The following is an 18746-nucleotide window of genomic DNA, read 5'->3' as shown; positions in this document are numbered from 1 at the left end:
GTTACTTCAAATCCTTTACCTGTGGTACTTTAACGAGTATTGTCGCCCCCTCAAGCCCCAAACTTAATTTATAAAGCCTGAATCCATTCTTTGACTGAATATTCAGTCCAGATGCCATTTTTCCAGTAAGGATCGTTTTCAATTAACTGGCGCACAGTGGCTTCATCTTCGGCTTCGTAAATCCCAAAAACTTTTGTGACATCCTTGGTAGGGCCGATTGTAATGAGTACACCGGATTCTTTCTGTTTTGCTAATCCGTCTAAATGAGCTTGACGATAGGGGGCGCGTTTTTCGATAACGTCTTCGCAGTAAGTTCCCCAGAGTACATATTTAGGCATAGCTAAGACTATTTTGGATTTTATATTTTGGATTTTAGATTTTGCAACCAGTGCATCGGGGAGTAAGAAATGATTAATTTCTCACTCCTAGCAAATGACAAACGACAAGTGACAAATGACTAACTTCTCAAGTTGACGCCGAATTTTTCTACCAAGGCTTCGCGGACTTTATTATGTACTGGTTCGACTTCAGCCTCAGTCAGAGTGCGATCGCTAGCCCGATAAATTAAGCGGAATGCTAAACTCCGCTGTCCTTGGGGGACGTTTTCACCACGATATTCATCAAATAATTCCACCGATTCGAGCAAATCTTTACCAGCTTTGGTAATTACTTTTTCAATTTCGACAACTGAAATTTTTACGGGTGCGAAAAAGGCGATGTCGCGATCGCTCGCTGGATATGTAGAATAAGGCTGGAATGTGGAGACGAGAATTTCATCTTCTCCCAGAGAATCTAAAAGCACATTTAGATCCAACTGAAAGACATAAACGGAATCTGGTAAACCTTTTTCTCGTCGCAGTTGGGGATGGAGTTGCCCAAAAATCCCTAGTCTGTTACCCCGAATCCACAGGGAGGCAGTGCGTCCTGGATGTAAGCGATCGTCGCGGCAATCGGGTTGATATTCTACCTGTAAGCTAAGTTGCCGAAATACACTTTCTAAAATGCCTTTGGCTTCAAACCAGGTGATGGGTTCTTCACGTCCACTTTTTGACCATTTGCCAAGGGAAATATCCCCTCCCATAATTCCCGCTAGGGCTTCTGTTTCTTGCAAACCGTCTTCTTCTTGCCAGAAAATTTGCCCGATTTCAAACCCGTTAAGGGCGCCATTTCCCTGCTCTAAATTGTATTGAAAGGCATCAATTAACCCAGAGATCAAATCGGTTCGCAGCGCTGAATATTCGACAAATAAGGGATTGGACAGGACTATATTTCTGTCTTCTCCTGGTTTGACTAAAGAATAGTGAATTAATTCTGTCAATCCTTCAGCCCGGAGGAAAGCTCGTAATTTGCGAATCACTTCCTCATCTAAAGGCAGATAACCAGCTTCCGCTTTTTCTGGTAGAGTATCGCAGAATTTGTTGTAACCATAGAGACGGGCGATTTCTTCAATTAAATCAATTTCGCGCTCTAAGTCGCGGTAACGATAGGGTGGTACGGAAACAGACCACGTAGGTTGATGGCTGCTATCTTCTCCTGAAGAAGTTAAATGACATCCCAATGCAGTCAGGATGCGCTCAACATCTTGTTTTTGCAGTTCGCCTGTATCTTCTCCTAAATCTATCGGCCCCAATATTTGATTAACTCGCTCTAAGCGCAGGGCGATAGAACGACTCCAGGTAGACGGATCGGGGCGGGTGTCGGCAATTTCTTGCTGGACTATAATTCCACTCGCTAATTCGCTAATTAAGGATAAGGCGCGGCGATTGGCTATTTCCAACTCAGCCCGATTAACTCCCCGTTCGTATCTGCCAGAAGCCTCACTTCTTAACCCTACACTCCTCGAAGAACGGCGAATTGCCACGGAATCAAATAAAGCTGCTTCTAAAACTAGGCTTTGAGTACCTTGATGGACTTCTGTTTCTTCTCCACCCATGACTCCCGCCAGGGCAACGGGTTTTTCGTTAGCGGTGATTAACAAATTTTGGGTTGCGAGGCTGCGAGTTTGTCCATCCAGGGTTTTGAGGGATTCTCCATTATTGACGAAGCGAACGCCGATGCTTAAATTTTCACTACCTGCAACAGATTTTAGGCGATCGCCATCAAAAGCGTGTAGTGGTTGTCCCCATTCCAACAAAACGTAGTTAGTAATGTCTACCACATTACTGATGGGACGTACCCCAGCCGCCCGCAAACGCTGTTGCAGCCATTCGGGAGATGGAGCAATTTTCACCTGTTCAATTACCGTACCGATGTATGCAGGACAAGCTTGGGTATCGGCAATTTTTAAAGCTAAATTTCCGGCATTTTTGGGAATAGAGACTTCAGCAGGTTCAGGAATGCTCAACTTTCCACCCATTAAAGCTGCTACTTCTCTGGCTACACCTACCATACTCAGAGCATCAGCGCGATTGGCAGTTGCAGTCAGGTCTAAAATTACATCATCTAAACCCAACAACGGTCGGACATCACTACCCAATGGTAAATTTTCTTGGGTAAAAATATGAATTCCGTCTACATCGGTGGGCAAACCGAGTTCCTTTAAAGAACAAATCATGCCCTGAGATGGGACACCACGTAGTTTTGCAGGTTTAATTTTTAAATCGATGTTGGGTAAGTAAGTACCCGTAGTTGCCACTGGGACATAGATATCTGCCTTCACATTGGCAGCGCCACAGACAATATTTAAAGTTTCACCTGTACCGATATCCACTTGGCAAACACTCAATTTATCGGCGTTGGGATGGGGTTGACGCTCAAGCACTTTGCCAATCACTACGCCATTTGCCCAAGTGCGGCGGTCTTCAATCTCTTCAACCTCAAACCCCGCCATTGTCAGGGTTTCGGCTAATTCTTCTGGACTAAGTTTTATCTCTACTAGTTCGCGCAGCCAATTTAGAGAAATACGCATGGAGTGTGCTTGTTTTAGGAATCGTCTTTTGCTCTTATTTTAGGGTGCCTGCTAGCGATCGATGGCTACTCGCCCCGCAAGGCACACCCTTTCACTTGAACAATCCTACTACGTTAGACAGGCAATGTAAAAATAAGTCAATACTGAGAATATATCTACGCAGGCAAGAAATACCGATTATCCAAAATCAGGCTAGAGATGTAAAGCTGAAAATCCAGATTCAGTCTAACTTTTTTAATTACGAATTACGAATTACGTAGCTTGCTTCTCGCCAAAGGCGAGTATTACGAATTACGAATTACGAATTACAAATTACTTAGTCATCTAATTTTTACTAACAACAATTTTAGCAATGTAGTCTTTGAGTGCGATCGCCTTTTTGCTATTTGGGTACGGGGAAACCTCGATCAATTTCACCGAATACTTATCTAAAAATTGAATTGGTAAAGCATCACGACCTGGTATCAGGGTTAGCGTTAATGTTGAAACTTGCTGACCATTTTTTATGATGTCTAATCCAATAATAACTTGCCCTTGCCAAATACAAGTTACATCAGAAGGACACCGAGAATCCTGGATAACTTGTGAAAATTTGATTTCAATATTTTCAGTGGGGAGGTAAGCTGTCCTTCCATATCTCAGATAAAATGGAGTATTTAAAGTAGTTCCAACTTTAGTCATCAATTGTTGATGATTACCTTGAGCAATTGATTTAACTTCTATGCTTGAAGGCTTGATATTTGATGATATTCCATAGCTAGGAAGACAATTTGCTCCACCAATCAATGTTAATATAACTGCTGCGCTTACTACACTTTTCATTTTTTTATACTCCAGAGTCAGGAATTTTTATTATTAGTTTAACCAGAAACCAGGCTGATAAATTATTTTTTTCTGCTAGAGTGAAGCTTCAAAACACAAAACGCAATTAGTTAACCTTTATGCGTTGGCGCAACCCGTCGTAGACATCGCTTCTTGCATAACCATTACGAGTGAGAGCCATTTGGTTTCTCATGCTTAAGTCAAAATACCATAAAACCAGCAATCTAAATACACAAGTTTTTTTCTGATTTCAAAAACTTCAACAGTGCTTTGCAAGGAATTTTTTGCTGAATTTAAGTAGAACGATACAAATAAAGCTAACTAGCAATAATCGTCATTTGTCACTTGTACTGAGCGAAGTCGAAGTATTTGTCATTGGTCATTTGTAAGGGTTTCAAATGTGTTTATATTTCTTAATATAGTTATGTTTATTCTCCCCGACTTACTTATCTTGAAGATTCACCTAGTTTTACTTTCTAGCACTATTAGTCCATAGTTTAGCAATTATTACATTATGTAAAAGGGACATTATTTTTTCTCTATTCTCAACAAGCCCAGCTTTTTGAGATGAGCAATGACTACAATTTCACAAGGCGTAGCTCATCAGAGATATGGCTTTGAGACTTGAAAAATAAATCAAATGAGAAATGCTGAGTTTTTCGTTGGTTCATAAAATTGGTTGCGATCGCGAGTAATTTATATGCATTTGCTCTAGCGATCGCAGAACTTTAATCTTTAAAACTCGATAAAACCTCACAAATAATATCTTCTCACTCAATAAACTACAAAAATCACACTTAACTCTTTTTTGTAGTGTAATTACATTACATTATCTTGTAAAACTCCAAAAAGGTAAATTTGCCCTGTTTGTGCCGAAAAATCAATGTATAAACTACCTCTAAAGCTTTCAACATAAGGATTATCAGACATTTTTCTGAAATCTACCTCAACAAGATCGAAAGAATAGACAATCCAATCTAAAAAATCGGCAATACAATCGAAATTTTGTTCATTTTAAATATAAATATGATTATGTACACTTTTACTAAATGCGGTGATTGCTGTTTTTATTAGTATTTTTTATGGAAAATAAAAGTAAAAAAATGCTTTCATTCATGTCGTTGATATTCCTCTTGATAGAGGTATTTAAGCTTGAGTAATAGGAGTTTAATTCTAATGGCAACTTCTGGCAATAGCAATCAAACTACTGGGTCACAAAGTACTAGCAACAATTTAACTGGTAATGGCAATTTTTCTTTCAGTGATGGCAAATGGCAGTCTAGCGATGGCAGCAGTTTAGATAGTAGCGGTGGCTTTGGTGGCAGTGCCTCCGGTAGCGATGGCTTTGGTGGCGCTGCTAGCGGTAGTAATCCTTTCGCTTCCTTCATCGGTGGTGGTAACTCATCCACAACCAGTGAAGATGGAAAGTACAAATATAATTACGAGCGACCACTTGACGAGCGGGCTTTAACTGATACTAATAATCCATTCAATCAACTCATCGGAGTCCTTGGGGATGATATTAGTGCATTAGGTGGTGGTAGCGACAACCCCTTTGCTGGTGGCGCATCTGGTGGTAACGCATCTGCTGGTGGCGCATCTAGTGGTAATGCATCTGGTGCTAGCGGCAACCCCTTTGCTGGTGGCGCATCTGGTGGTAGCGGCAACCTTCCTGGTAACTTACCATTTGGCAACACTCCACCCTCCAAGGAAAGTGGTAGCAACCTACCTGAAACTGGCAACGGTCAACCTGTACCTTATAAGAGTGACAACTGGATATCTGATATTCAAAAATTAGATGGTGCAAATACTACCGATAACAGTGGCCAAGGTAACGGTAACTGGCTATATGGTAGTAACAACACAACCGATGGTAATGGTAACTGGAATTTTGGTAGCGGTAACACAACCAACGGTAACGGAAACTGGAACTACGGTGATGGCGGTAAAACCGAAGGTAATGGCAACTGGGGCTTTGGTAACGAGAATACAACCAACGGTAACGGTAACTGGAACTTAGGCAATAACAACGACATCCTTGGTAACGCCAATACACTACCTGGTAGTAAAAACGATATCCTTGGTAGTGGCAACACTGCCAATGTAACTAACAGCAATCTCCTGGGAAACCGGATTGAAGCTAGTGGTGATGACAAAACACTCGTTGGTAATGAAGGCTGGAATTTCTCTGTTAGTGGCGAACTGATATCGCTAGGTAGTACTAAACCTAGCCAAAATATAGGAACTGATGTCAGCAGTTTACTCAGTAGTTCTGACCTTGTAACATCCGCCATATCAAATCCAGGCTACAACAACCCAAATTATGATTTCTCTACCATAGCCTAAAAGTTTGTAGCAGAAAGGGATCTGTTGCATCGGTAAGCCTGTCTATTGTGGCAATGGTTCTTTTTACCAACTTGAGTTGATTACATTTTGAATACAATACTTCTGGGTTAAGCTTTGTAGTTGACATTGCTCTCATTGAGCGGCGCAAGAATCAACCTTCTAGTACTTCAAGAATTTCAATCTGTTAGGACTTACGCAAACTCTACGATTCTTGACGTTATTGGCGTTCTTGGCAGTTCGATAAATTAAGCTTTTTAGCACTTTTTGCGTAAGTCTAATCTGTAATTAATCCACAAGTATTACTCTTAAAAATGTAATGGGTAAGGTAGTTAATTTAAGTCAAATGCATAAAGACTATTTTCAGTAATTCGGCGCGAGTAAACGGTTTAGTCAGATATCCAGACGCCCCAACTAATTTCGCTTTTACTTTGTCTACGATTCCTTTATTCCCAGTGACAAAGATAATAGGAGTATTTTGAAATAGTGAATTATTTCGTATAATCCGGCACAACTCATAGCCATCAATTCCTAGCATGTTTAAATCCAACAAAATTAAGTCTGGTTTGTGCCTTATAATTGACAAAACTGCTTTCACTGGATCGTTAATAGTCACTACAGAAAAATTTTCATTTTCTAAGAAATAACTGATTTCTTTAAGAATTGTAGGGCTATCATCTACAGAAACGATTTTGTGGACTTTTTTTACTGTTACAGTAGCAGCCGTTACTATTGGGGAAGCAGAATTTATGTTATTTGATATTGTTGGTTCCTGAAAGTTTTCTTTGGAAGGAGTAGAAATCTGTGGTAATCGTTGAACAGGCACTATTTTCTCTTCAGGAATATTTTGGTAAGAATTGACAGTGTTACTTAGTTCTTGTTTTGTGTCAACTAACCCTGAAATCAATTTTGAGAAAAGCGATTGCTCCTCAAAAATCCTTGGTAATTTATCATAAGGTGGATCGGGTTCATGAAGGATAATCGCACCCTTAAGGATGTAAGGGTATAAATTGCGAGCTAATTGAATTTCATCTTGATTCAAAATTACAGCCAGATGACACAAGCTAAAACCCTTCATCCAGTTAACTAAATCTGGCTGTAGATTTGGTAAATCTTGGTCATCAAACTTGCTATTAATCAATAGATATGGACGTTGATATGCAGAAGAAATTTTAGGTATAAAAGCCTGCCAATTCTGTAATCTTAATTGGCAATAATCTAGAATTTTTTCGACACCTAGCCGACAAATTTTTGGCATTTTATCAAGTGATTCTGTCAATTCATAAGTACCTTCTTTGATGAGCAAAAATGATTCAATTACCTCTTTAACTAATTCTTGAACCAGTACTGCTGCTTGTGTAGAATGTAGATGTTGTTGACTAACAAGCCAGGATATAGCCTGATACTCAGGAGGGTGGCTTCTTGAATTAGTGTCATCTTTGATTAACTGACTGTGTGAGTCAGGTTCAAACATCAGCCGTACTTGATGGCGAACCTCATTAGTCAGCAGTGGAATTTGCTGGCTGAGGCGTCGCAAATGGCGTTCTAGTCGATCGAACGGTTCCACGGAATGGGTAGCGTAAGTTATTTTGCCCTGTTCTAAGTAAATCGACCAAGAAACTGAGTTACTCAATACTTGTAAACAAGTACTGTCGGAACAATTGGATAATTGTCTTAACAAACTTAGAGGACGTAGTTTGGTGAATGTACCTGAGTTATTCATATTTTTCAAGTTTTTTGCGGAATCAACAAGCGAACATTTGTAGATTGAAAATATGAGCTATAAAGTATTCTCTTCTTTGTAATATTTTTCTAACTACAAATTATTTATTTGAAAATATGTACATATATTAAAAATTGTAAGATTTTAGGTAGCTTGTTACATTTAGCACATTTTACTTAATCTATCTCAAAAAGCAAGTAGGTATGAATAAAGGTAAGCATCTATCATAGCGAGATTCTCAGTGGATATTGGTTAATTCTGGATTTTACTAATTACTGACAACTCTTGAATGAAGACCTTAATAATGACGTTTCTTTATGCCCACTCACTTCAAGAAGTACATTTAATTCCAAGTTTGCGTAGTTACACTGGTATACTTCTAAAGTTAACGAACTTAATTATGGTTAATTACTTTTCCTTAAAGAAACGATTCTTCTACATAAAATCTTTAAAAACTTATCTAAAAAAGTTTACGTATTTATTGTACTGTAGGGTTAATGGATATAAATTTTTGGTAGATACATTACAACAGGTAATGCTGGGTTTTGATAAACTCTTTTTTGCTAAACTAAGCTGTACTCAAGTTCATCTTAAATATATAGAGAACTTCATGAAAATAATTTGTTTAATAAAGATTAGAGCATCTACCAATAGATACTATATTCTGTAGTCGCCTCGGCGATTGGAACTATATACTCTGAGCAAAGGGAAATAAAGCTTTGAACTTTAACATAACACAAAAAGTTATGCATGATACATTAAGACTTGATGAAGTAGTAGAATTTGCTGAGAACCCAGAACCCCGTTGTCCTTGTGTACTTTTATTAGACACATCTGGGTCGATGCAAGGAGAGCCAATTGAAGCTTTAAATCAAGGTTTACTAAGCTTAAAGGATGAACTAGTCAAAAATTCCTTAGCCGCGAGACGGGTGGAAGTAGCGATCGTCACTTTTGATAGTAATATCAATGTAGTACAAGACTTTGTGACTGCCGATCAATTCAATCCACCGATTTTGACAGCCCAAGGCTTGACAACAATGGGTGCGGGAATTCATAAAGCTTTGGACATAATTCAAGAGCGGAAATCTCAGTATCGTGCCAACGGGATTGCTTACTATCGTCCTTGGGTATTTATGATTACCGATGGAGAACCCCAAGGTGAGTTAGAGCAAGTGGTAGAGCAAGCATCCCATCGCCTACAGGGAGACGAGGCGAACAAGCGGGTAGCATTTTTTACAGTTGGGGTAGAAAATGCGAATATGACGCGTTTAAATCAAATAACTGTACGTACTCCTTTAAAGCTTAAAGGATTAAATTTTATCGAGATGTTTGTCTGGCTGTCAACTAGTATGTCGGCTGTTTCTCATTCCCAAGTAGACGAACAGGTAGCACTACCGCCGATTGGTTGGGGGACTGTTTAATGAAAAATCGCAGCTTGATGTTTACCCAGCTAGCTGCTTGAAAAAAATTTATGAACATATCAAAACAGATTGCTCAATGGCGGATTGTGGCTGCATCTGTATGTGGTACAAGTCACTTAAAAAACAATCAATTATGTCAGGATGCTCATCACTGGCAGATATTGTCAGATCATGTTTTAGTGGCGGCCGCAGCAGATGGCGCGGGTTCTGCTAGCCTTGGGAAAGTGGGAGCGATGATTGCTGTGGAGACAGCAATAGAAAACATTTCTACCAAAGGGCTGACCCGAAGAAGTTTGACTGATGATACATTGGTGCGATCGCTCTTAAATGATGCCATATTCGCCGCCAAAAAAGCTGTGGAGGATGAAGCGACTACTTGTGACAAACAGCCTCAAGATTTAGCAACTACCTTAATTATGCTGGTTGCCACACCAGAAGTTGTAGCTGTAGTTCAGATAGGTGATGGTTTGGCAGTGGCAAAAGATCGTTTGGGCAATCTGTTGGCACTAACTATGCCTGACAGTGGTGAATACATTAACGAAACGACTTTTTTAACTTCGCCCAATGCCTTAGATACAGCACAAATGAGATTATGGCGTACAGACATAGTAAATGTTGGTATCATCACCGACGGATTACAAATGCTGGCTTTGAATATGGTTGTTGGCGAACCTCACAAACCATTCTTTTTTCCGCTGTTTGAATTTGTCGCCAATACCGAGGATAAGACAGAAGCGAAGGAGCAATTGGTAAAATTTTTACGCTCAGAGCGGATTACACAACGCACTGATGATGATTTAACACTCATTATAGCTGCATTCAACGACTCATGAGCAACAAATCTACAGGTTTCTACATCTTACAATAACTTCCGTTAGCGGTAATTTCATTATGCAGGTACTACGTTGTTCCCCCAAAAAAGAAATCCTCAGTCTCAATGTCAGTTTGGGACGTGGCGGTGAAGCTTGTGTTTATGCAGTGCCATCCGATAACGATTTGGTGGCGAAGATTTACCACAAGCCAACCACTGCCCATGCAGAGAAACTCCAGGCGATGCTTGTTAACCCGCCAGAAAACCCGACGGCGAGTTTAGGGCATATCTCTATCGCTTGGCCAGAGGATTTATTGCGGGCAGCAGATGGCAAAAATAGCATCCTGGGGTTTTTGATGCCACGTATCCAGGGGATGCGTCCAATCATCGATTTTTACAACCCCAGAACTCGTCGGCAACATTGCCCTTTATTCAACTATCAGTACCTGCTCCGCACGGCTCGAAACTTGGCGGCAGCTTTTGCCGCTTTGCACGCTAGTGGATATTGCATTGGTGATGTGAACGAGTCTAATATCCTCGTCAGCGATACAGCACTGGTGACTTTGATAGACACAGACTCTTTCCAAGTAACCGACCCAAACAGCAATGTTGTTTATCGTTGCCCAGTAGGTAAACCAGAGTTTACTCCACCAGAACTACAAAATAAAACTTTTGCCCAGCACGATCGCGAAATCTCTCACGATTTATTTGGGTTAGGGGTGCTAGTATTTCAACTCTTAATGGAAGGCACTCACCCATTTTCGGGGATTTTTCAAGGTGCGATTGAGCCACCACCTTACGAAGCCCGCATTGCGTCGGGTCATTTTACTTACAGCCAAAAGCGTTACGTACCCTACCTGCCGACACCTATTGCACCCCCTTGGGAAATTCTCCATCCCAGCTTACAGGAATTATTTGTCCGTTGTTTTGAAGAGGGTCATAACAACCCCCAACTACGCCCCAGTGCCCAGACTTGGCTCTCAGCCATCGCTGAAGCCGAAGAGTCGCTGATTACCTGTACAACAAATCCCCAGCATCGCTACAACAACCACATGCGTAGCTGTCCGTGGTGCGAACGTACAGTGCGATTAGGCGGACGCGACCCCTTCCCATCACATCGGGCTATAGAAGCTAGAGAACATCTCCAACCGCGAGTCAAAGCGAGAAAACGCTACAATCAGACACCGCATTTTCCCCAGCGAGTCATGTCACCGCAGCAGCTAGTTAATTACTGGCAGCCAATGACTCCCAGTGGTTCATATAAACCTTCCAAAAAGTCAAAGTTATACCCGATTATTTGTTGTTTGCTAGGTTTTGGTTTATTGGGATATGCAGACGTAATGATTAAATTTACTCAGCCATTAGTTTCCCAAAATGCTTACACCCAACAAACAATCCAGTCTTCCCAGCCAAATAATAAACTCAGCTTCGCTGATTCTTATCAGCAAGGTTATATTGCTTATAAAGAGCGAGACTATGACAAAGCAATTGCCAATTTTAGCCAAGCAATTGAACAAGAACCGACACATGCTAGAGCAATTGTCAATCGTGGTAATGCCCGCTATAACTTGAAAGACTACGAAGGCGCAGTTACAGATTATAGCCAAGCTCTGAAAATCAATCCCAATCAAATCAAAGCTCTGGTAAATCGAGGCAATGCCCGCTATATGCTCGCCGAATATAGCAACGATCCCGATAAAGAATATAATCTAGCGATCGCAGACTATAATCGAGCCATTGGTCTGGATAATAATGAAATTGAAGCTTATGTCCGACGGGGGATTGTCCGCGCTCAAATGGCTAAATACAGCGGTGAATCTCAACAAACCTACAAAAAAGCGATCGCAGATTTTACTCAGGCAATAAAACGTAATATCTCCAAAGCCGAAGCTTACTTCCAGCGAGGTGTTGTTTATTATCAAATTGCTCAATATAGCAGCAATTATCAGCAAGAATATAATCAAGCGATCGCTGACTTTAACGAAGCATTAGCCCTAAGCCCCAAACTAGCAAAAGCATATCTCAAACGAGGTATGGTTCGCTATGAACTGGCACAATATGGCGGTAGTGAATCTAACAAAAATCAAGCGAAAGCTGTCGAAGATATACAGACAGCTGCCAAAATATTTCTCGATCAAGATGATATGGATAATTATCAACAAGCACTCAGTAATATGTGTGTAGTCATCGAAAACAAATGTGACCCTTTATTCCAAGGCTCAAGTAATGTAGAAAAAACTAATTAAAAACAAGTAGTTTTTGTTACTAACATATTATTTGTTTTGATTGAAAAAATCAAGTATAACTAGGGTTAGCGCCAGCTAATCCTAGTTATTTTATGGGTAATATTTTTATTTCATTGAGTAATTTATTTCTGTATTTATAGATATTCATAGAGCTTTTATATTGAAAAGATTTTAATTTATCTTACCTTTATAATTTCATCGGAAATTACAGTTAGATTATTGACGGAGAAACAGAAATCAGAAATACATTTCTCTCCCTTGAAGTGCATCCTCTTCATCTCGAAAAAGTCGAATAATCATATCCCTACAAATCTCCGAGGTAATTGCATGAAAGCGGTGATTTTGGCTGGAGGTCTTGGTACACGCCTCAGTGAAGAAACCAGTGTTAGACCCAAGCCGATGGTTGAGATTGGTGGTAAGCCAATTCTTTGGCACATAATGAAAACTTACTCTGCTCACGGCATTAATGACTTTATTATTTGTTGTGGTTACAAAGGTTACATAATTAAAGAGTATTTTGCTAATTACTTCTTACACATGTCAGATGTTACTTTTGATATGCGCTTTAACCAGATGAACGTGCATTCTGGTTATGCAGAACCCTGGCGTGTCACCTTAGTAAATACGGGTGATAATACAATGACAGGCGGACGCTTAAAGCGAATCAGCGAACATCTTGGTAATGAAACTTTTTGCTTTACTTATGGCGATGGTGTCAGTAATATTAATATCACCGAGCTAGTTAAATTTCATAAAGAACAAAATAGCTTAGGAACACTCACAGCCGTTCAGCCAGCTGGACGTTTTGGTGCTATTTCTTTAGGATATGAGCAAACCAAAATCACTAGCTTTCGGGAAAAACCCGAAGGTGATGGAGCTTGGATTAATGGCGGTTATTTTGTGTTAGAACCAGAAGTAATCAACTTAATTGCTGATGACTCTACAGTATGGGAACAAGAGCCATTAGAAAAGCTAGCTGATATGGAACAGCTATCAGCTTTCAGGCATGATGGGTTTTGGCAACCAATGGATACTTTACGCGATAAAAACTATCTCGAAGGGCTGTGGAAAAACAATCAGGCTCCTTGGAAGGTATGGTAAGAAGAGTTAGGAGTTATGAGTTATGAGTCAGGAGTCAAATAACAAATGACAAATGACAAGTGACAAATGACAAATAACTTTATAAATTTACTGTAATTTGAAGTACGATAATACTAATGTATGATTTTGCGATTATAGGTGGGGGAATAGTTGGACTCTCGACAGCGTTGGCTTTAGGAAAACGCTATCCCAATGCCCGGATTTTAGTACTAGAAAAAGAGAGTCAATGGGCATTTCACCAAACTGGTAATAATAGCGGGGTAATTCATTCTGGTATTTACTACAAGCCAGGGAGTTTCAAAGCTAAATTTTGTCGTGATGGTTCTCGTTCAATGGTAGAATTCTGCCAAGAGCATGGAATTGACCATGAAGTTTGTGGTAAGGTAATTGTTGCAACTGAAGAACAAGAACTACCACGCTTAGAAAATCTCTACCAACGCGGCTTAGACAATGGCATAGAAGTCCAGAGAATTAGTCCTGAAGAAGTCAAGGAAATTGAACCTCACGTAAGATGTGTAGGCGGAATTCGGGTATTTTCAACTGGCATTGTTAATTACAAGCAAGTTTGTTTGAAATATGCCCAGCTAATTCAACAGCAGGGTGGGGATTTGCACCTGAATACGAAAGTTCTGAAAATCTCTCCAAGTGGTAAAAATCAGGTATTGCAAACAAACAAAGGTAGCTTTGAAACCCGCTTTGTAATTAATTGTACTGGATTGCATAGCGATCGCACCGCCAAACTAGGTCAAGTTGAACCCCAAGCAAAAATTGTCCCATTCCGGGGAGAATATTACGAACTCACCCCAGAAAAACGCTATCTAGTCAAGACATTAATTTATCCAGTACCCAATCCAGATTTCCCCTTCTTGGGTGTCCACTTTACCCGGATGATTGATGGTAGCGTCCATGCAGGGCCAAACGCCGTTCTATCGCTCAAACGCGAAGGTTACAAAAAAACCGACTTTGACTTACGAGATTTCCTAGAAGTCATCACCTATCCCGGTTTCTGGAAATTGGCAACCAAACACGCTGATGAAGGCATTCAAGAAATCATTCGTTCCTTTAGCAAAGCAGCCTTCACTAGAAGTTTACAAAAACTAATTCCCGAAGTGCAAGCAGAAGATTTAGTTCCCACCCATGCAGGAGTCCGCGCTCAAGCCTTAATGAACGATGGCAAGCTCGTAGACGACTTTTTGATTGTTTCCGGTCAAAACTCAATTCATGTTTGCAATGCTCCTTCTCCTGCTGCTACATCCTCTCTAGAAATCGGCAAAGCACTTGTGGCAGAAATTCCCCAACTTTCACATCTAGAGAGTGTAGTCACTGCATAGATAGCATAGTTGTTATTTCCGGGACTGCTGAAGTAAGGGATGAATCTTGTATAGTAGGCATCTTTCTTTGCCTCGAAATACAAGGGACGGTTAAGATAGCCATCCCACAACTAAAAAAAGTGTCGTGCATCAATTCAGAACCGCTATAAAGTGCTGCTACCCAATGGGTTAGTCAGCAAACTATGTAATAACTTTATATATAGCGCTTCTGGGTTGAGTTCAATGACCTCCAACCTAAAGAAAAGGGGTAATACCATTTTGGATTTTAGATTTTAGATTTTAGATTTTGGATTGTGAAACATCCATTGGATAAGTGTTTCAGTTTTCCATTTGTCGCAATCATTTTTCAAATTGGGGTAAGATTCAAAGCCTCTCTCCTTTTAGGAGAGAGGTCAAGTTATTGCCTACAAACGAAAAATATAGCGGTTCCCTTCTAGATGCAACACACTCTAGTAGTTCGCCAAGTTTCCTTGGCGGGGTAAAGGGCAAAGGGAAAAGGGAAAAGATGTTTACTCCTTTAACCTTTAACCTTTAACCTTTAACCTTTCCCCTTTTCCCAGCCCTCACCTAACAATTTTGGGTTGGCAGACTACTAGGGCGTACATCTGTGCGTCCAGCTAAACGAAGAATTTAACTCATCAACACAATACAAAGGAATTAACCACAATGAAAATATTAGTAACTGGCACAGAAGGCTATCTAGGTTCGTTATTACCCCCTTTGTTAATCGAACGAGGACATGAAGTTATTGGTCTAGATACCGGCTTCTATAAAGTTGGTTGGCTGTACAACCCTAGTGGAGTCACACCCAAAACCCTTAACAAAGATATCCGCAACATCACCCCTGATGATTTGGAAGGTATTGAAGCCATAGTTCACATGGCGGAACTCTCTAACGACCCAGCCGGACAATTAGCACCTAATATTACCTACGAAATTAATCATGTAGGTTCAGTTCGTCTGGCTAGTCTAGCTAAGGCTATGGGTGTGCGTCGCTTCGTATATATGTCTTCGTGCAGTGTCTACGGTGTTGCTACCGCAGGTGATGTCACAGAAAAATCCGCAGTTAATCCTCAAACAGCCTACGCAGAATGTAAAACTCTTGTAGAAAGAGATGTCGCACCACTTGCTGACGATGACTTCTCTCCCACCTTTATGCGGAATGCGACAGCCTTTGGTGCTTCTCCCAGAATGCGCTTTGATATTGTTTTAAACAACTTAGCAGGGTTGGCATGGACTAGCAAAGAAATCAAAATGATTAGTGATGGCACACCTTGGCGGCCATTAGTCCACGCATTAGATATTTGCAAAGCAATAGTTTGCACCTTAGAAGCACCACGAGACATTGTACATAACCAAATCTTCAACGTGGGAGATACAGCAAATAATTATCGCGTTAAAGAAATCGCGGAAATTATTGCTGATGTTTTCCCAGATTGCAAATTGTCCTTTGGTGACAACGGCGCAGATAACCGCAGCTATCGCGTATCCTTCGAGAAAATCAACACAATCCTACCTGGATTTAAATGTGATTGGAATGCCCGACTTGGTGCCCAGCAGCTATTTGATTTATTCAGTCAAATACACATGGCTGAAGATACTTTCTTGTTTAGAGGATTTACTCGTTTAAAACAGCTAGAGTATCTAATTCGGACAGAGCAAATTGACAAAGATTTCTTCTGGAATAAAAAATAGCTCAAGTTGCCTAGCTGCAACGGAAAAACAATCTAAGCTTCCGAATCAATACTATTTGATTCGGGCTTATTCTATCCATCAAGTTATTTGCAATCAGCGAGTTGTTTATGGCGTTCACCTCAGCATTAGTAAACAAGTTAGCCATCTGAAAGCTAAATAAATTGCCGCTAGACTGCATCTCTAAATTTTGAGAAAAAGCTAAAGAAACAAAGCAGAAGATGAATAAATTGCTGACTATCGCAATTCCTACATTCAATCGTGCCCAGATTTTAGATAAACAACTTACTTGGTTAGCCAAATCTATTAAAGGGTTTGAGTCTGACTGTGAAATCTTTATTTCTGATAATTGTTCTACAGATAATACTCAAGAAGTTATTAAAAAGTGGCAAACAATTCTTAGTAATGTCACATTTACATCAAATAGAAACACTGAAAATATTGGTGTAATGAGTAATATTGCTTGTTGCTTAAAAGCTCCAACTAGTAAATATGTTTGGACAATTGGTGATGACGATCCAATTCAAGATAAAACTCTAGATTATGTGTTAACAACACTAAAAAAACATTCAGATTTAGCACTAATGTTTTTAAACTTCTCTGGTCGTCAAAAACAAACAGGTCAACTTGTTGTCGAACGCTGGTTGAATAGCGATAACGACGAACTAAAAGTTGATGGTAAAACTATATTTCAAAGTTATCTGAATGAAAATTTTGGTGGTGTACTTTTTATATCAGCAGCAATTTATCGCACAAATCTAGTGCAACGCGCTTTACAAAAATGGCCGTCTGCTACTAATAATTGGGCATCTCAAGCATATTGGACTGCATTTTGTGCTGCTCATGGGAGTGTCATCGTTACTAAAGACACTTATTTAGAATGTACTATGGGCGCTAGTCTTTTGGATCTCGACCCGACATGGAATTTTAAAATGCGATATGCCTACATACCTGAAGTTTATATAAAACTCCTAAAAGTAGGATATCCTCATAAATTTTGTCAGGAAATGATTTGGCAGAATTTCCATCAAAAAACTGACTTGAAAATCCTATTAGGTGCTTTGAAACGTTGGCCTTTCTTGACAATCAAGATATTTATTCCTTACCTACGTTTGTTAAGCATATCAGCTTGGGCAATTCTTTTTCCACCCAAACAGCTAGAGACTAGTAGCGCAAGGCGGAATTCAAAATTCAACATTCAAAATTCAAAATGAATATAGTGTAAGCGTTTCATTGATTTGAAATGGGTGGTTTATTTACGCTGTGCTGTACTAGCCTGTAAGCATTCATATATCAATTTCTTAACTACTATTTTTACTATGCAGAAATTACTGACCATTGCTATACCGACTTATAATCGTGCTGAATTACTGGATAAACAGTTAGCATGGCTAGCTCAAGCTATCAAAGGTTTTGAAGATGATTGTGAAATTTTAGTTTCTGATAATTGTTCAACAGACAATACTCAGGATGTGATTAAAAAATGGCAAATAATACTTAGCAGTATTCCATTCAAATCAAATAAAAATCCTCAAAATTTAGGTGTTGTCAAAAATATTATGTATTGCCTAAATTCTACTACAACAAAATATGTTTGGACAATTGGCGATGATGACCCAATCCAAGATAGAGCTATTGCTTATGTAATTAGCAAACTTAAGCAATATGAAGATTTATCATTGTTGTTTCTCAACTTTTCCGGTCGGAACCAAATTACTGGTGAACCAGTTCATCCACCAACAATTGTTGGTAATCGCTGGTTTGATATAGATAGTGAAGATGGTGATGGTGATGGTAAAGCTATATTTGAACATTGTTTCTCAAAAAGTGTTGGTGCAGTCATTTTTCTGACTGCGACAATCTACCGCACTGATTTAGTGAAACGCGCTCTACAAAATTGGCAAGATGCTGAGAATAATTGGATATCTTTAGCATATTTAGCTGGGTATTGTGCCTCTAATGGTCGTGTAATTGTCACGAAAGATACTTATTTAGAATGTGTCGTGGGTGTGAGTTATTGGCAGAAAGAACCAAAATCTGCACTGTTAATGCAATACAAACACATACCTGAAGTAATTTTGAAATTGGAGCAGAGTGGATATTCTAAGCAGTTTTGTCGGCGGATGCTTTTGCAGAACGGTAAAGAAGTCAACTTGAAAGTTTTCTTAGGTGCTTTAAGAAGATGGCCTATGTCTGCCATTAAGACAGTAGTCCCATTTTTGGCTTTAGTCGGTTTATGTGCTTTTGACGTGATGATTTCTAAAGAATTTAGTTTAGCCGAATCAAGTGAAATACCCGCTCAAGAAATACGTAACTATAAGCCATAAGCTAATAATTTACTGATAAAT

At 39.7% G+C, this 18746-nt stretch carries 13 protein-coding genes; 9 read left to right on the top strand and 4 right to left on the bottom strand.

Going from position 1 to position 18746, the window contains the following annotated elements:
* Window positions 1-68: 68 nt before the first annotated feature.
* From RM368_RS28415 to RM368_RS28405, 3 genes are all read right to left on the bottom strand, one after another.
* Window positions 69-338 (bottom strand): YciI family protein, encoded by a 270-nt coding sequence (locus tag RM368_RS28415; protein ID WP_289799149.1) that lies wholly within the window; start codon window positions 336-338, stop codon window positions 69-71.
* 119 nt (window positions 339-457) lie between these two features.
* Entirely contained in the window at window positions 458-2908 is a 2451-nt protein-coding gene (pheT, locus tag RM368_RS28410) for a phenylalanine--tRNA ligase subunit beta (protein ID WP_322697155.1), read from the bottom strand.
* A gap of 324 nt (window positions 2909-3232) precedes the next feature.
* Entirely contained in the window at window positions 3233-3730 is a 498-nt protein-coding gene (locus tag RM368_RS28405) for a hypothetical protein (RefSeq protein ID WP_322697154.1), read from the bottom strand.
* Between the two features lie 1176 nt (window positions 3731-4906).
* Here RM368_RS28405 and RM368_RS28400 point away from each other — a divergent pair.
* On the top strand, window positions 4907-6076 hold the full coding sequence (locus tag RM368_RS28400) for a hypothetical protein (protein ID WP_322697153.1): 1170 nt from the start codon (window positions 4907-4909) through the stop codon (window positions 6074-6076).
* Window positions 6077-6410: 334 nt separating this feature from the next.
* Here RM368_RS28400 and RM368_RS28395 read toward each other — a convergent pair whose 3' ends face one another.
* Entirely contained in the window at window positions 6411-7796 is a 1386-nt protein-coding gene (locus tag RM368_RS28395) for a response regulator (RefSeq protein ID WP_322697152.1), read from the bottom strand.
* A 746-nt stretch (window positions 7797-8542) separates the two neighbouring features.
* Between RM368_RS28395 and RM368_RS28390 the strand changes: the two genes are divergently transcribed.
* The 8 genes from RM368_RS28390 to RM368_RS28355 all read left to right on the top strand — a co-directional run bounded on the left by RM368_RS28390 (window position 8543) and on the right by RM368_RS28355 (window position 18725).
* Window positions 8543-9217, top strand: a complete 675-nt coding sequence (locus tag RM368_RS28390) for a vWA domain-containing protein (protein ID WP_292862202.1) — start codon at window positions 8543-8545, stop codon at window positions 9215-9217.
* Between the two features lie 50 nt (window positions 9218-9267).
* Window positions 9268-10050, top strand: a complete 783-nt coding sequence (locus RM368_RS28385; RefSeq protein WP_322697151.1) for a PP2C family serine/threonine-protein phosphatase — start codon at window positions 9268-9270, stop codon at window positions 10048-10050.
* A gap of 58 nt (window positions 10051-10108) precedes the next feature.
* Window positions 10109-12274, top strand: a complete 2166-nt coding sequence (locus RM368_RS28380) for a tetratricopeptide repeat protein (protein WP_322697150.1) — start codon at window positions 10109-10111, stop codon at window positions 12272-12274.
* 327 nt (window positions 12275-12601) lie between these two features.
* Window positions 12602-13375, top strand: coding sequence for a glucose-1-phosphate cytidylyltransferase (gene rfbF / locus RM368_RS28375; RefSeq protein ID WP_094351583.1), 774 nt, complete (start codon window positions 12602-12604; stop codon window positions 13373-13375).
* Between the two features lie 116 nt (window positions 13376-13491).
* A complete protein-coding gene (gene lhgO / locus RM368_RS28370; protein ID WP_322697149.1) occupies window positions 13492-14706 on the top strand; it encodes an L-2-hydroxyglutarate oxidase in 1215 nt (404 codons plus the stop codon).
* A gap of 666 nt (window positions 14707-15372) precedes the next feature.
* Window positions 15373-16401 carry an SDR family oxidoreductase gene (locus RM368_RS28365; protein ID WP_322697148.1) on the top strand — a complete coding sequence of 343 codons (1029 nt, stop codon included), beginning with the start codon at window positions 15373-15375 and terminating at the stop codon, window positions 16399-16401.
* 218 nt (window positions 16402-16619) lie between these two features.
* Window positions 16620-17612 carry a glycosyltransferase family 2 protein gene (locus RM368_RS28360; protein ID WP_322697147.1) on the top strand — a complete coding sequence of 331 codons (993 nt, stop codon included), beginning with the start codon at window positions 16620-16622 and terminating at the stop codon, window positions 17610-17612.
* A 105-nt stretch (window positions 17613-17717) separates the two neighbouring features.
* Window positions 17718-18725 carry a glycosyltransferase gene (locus RM368_RS28355; protein WP_322697146.1) on the top strand — a complete coding sequence of 336 codons (1008 nt, stop codon included), beginning with the start codon at window positions 17718-17720 and terminating at the stop codon, window positions 18723-18725.
* Window positions 18726-18746 lie beyond the last annotated feature (21 nt).

This window comes from Nostoc sp. DedSLP03 (assembly GCF_034530815.1).
Classification (GTDB): domain Bacteria; phylum Cyanobacteriota; class Cyanobacteriia; order Cyanobacteriales; family Nostocaceae; genus Nostoc.
This window is presented reverse-complemented; position numbering and strand designations above follow the sequence as displayed.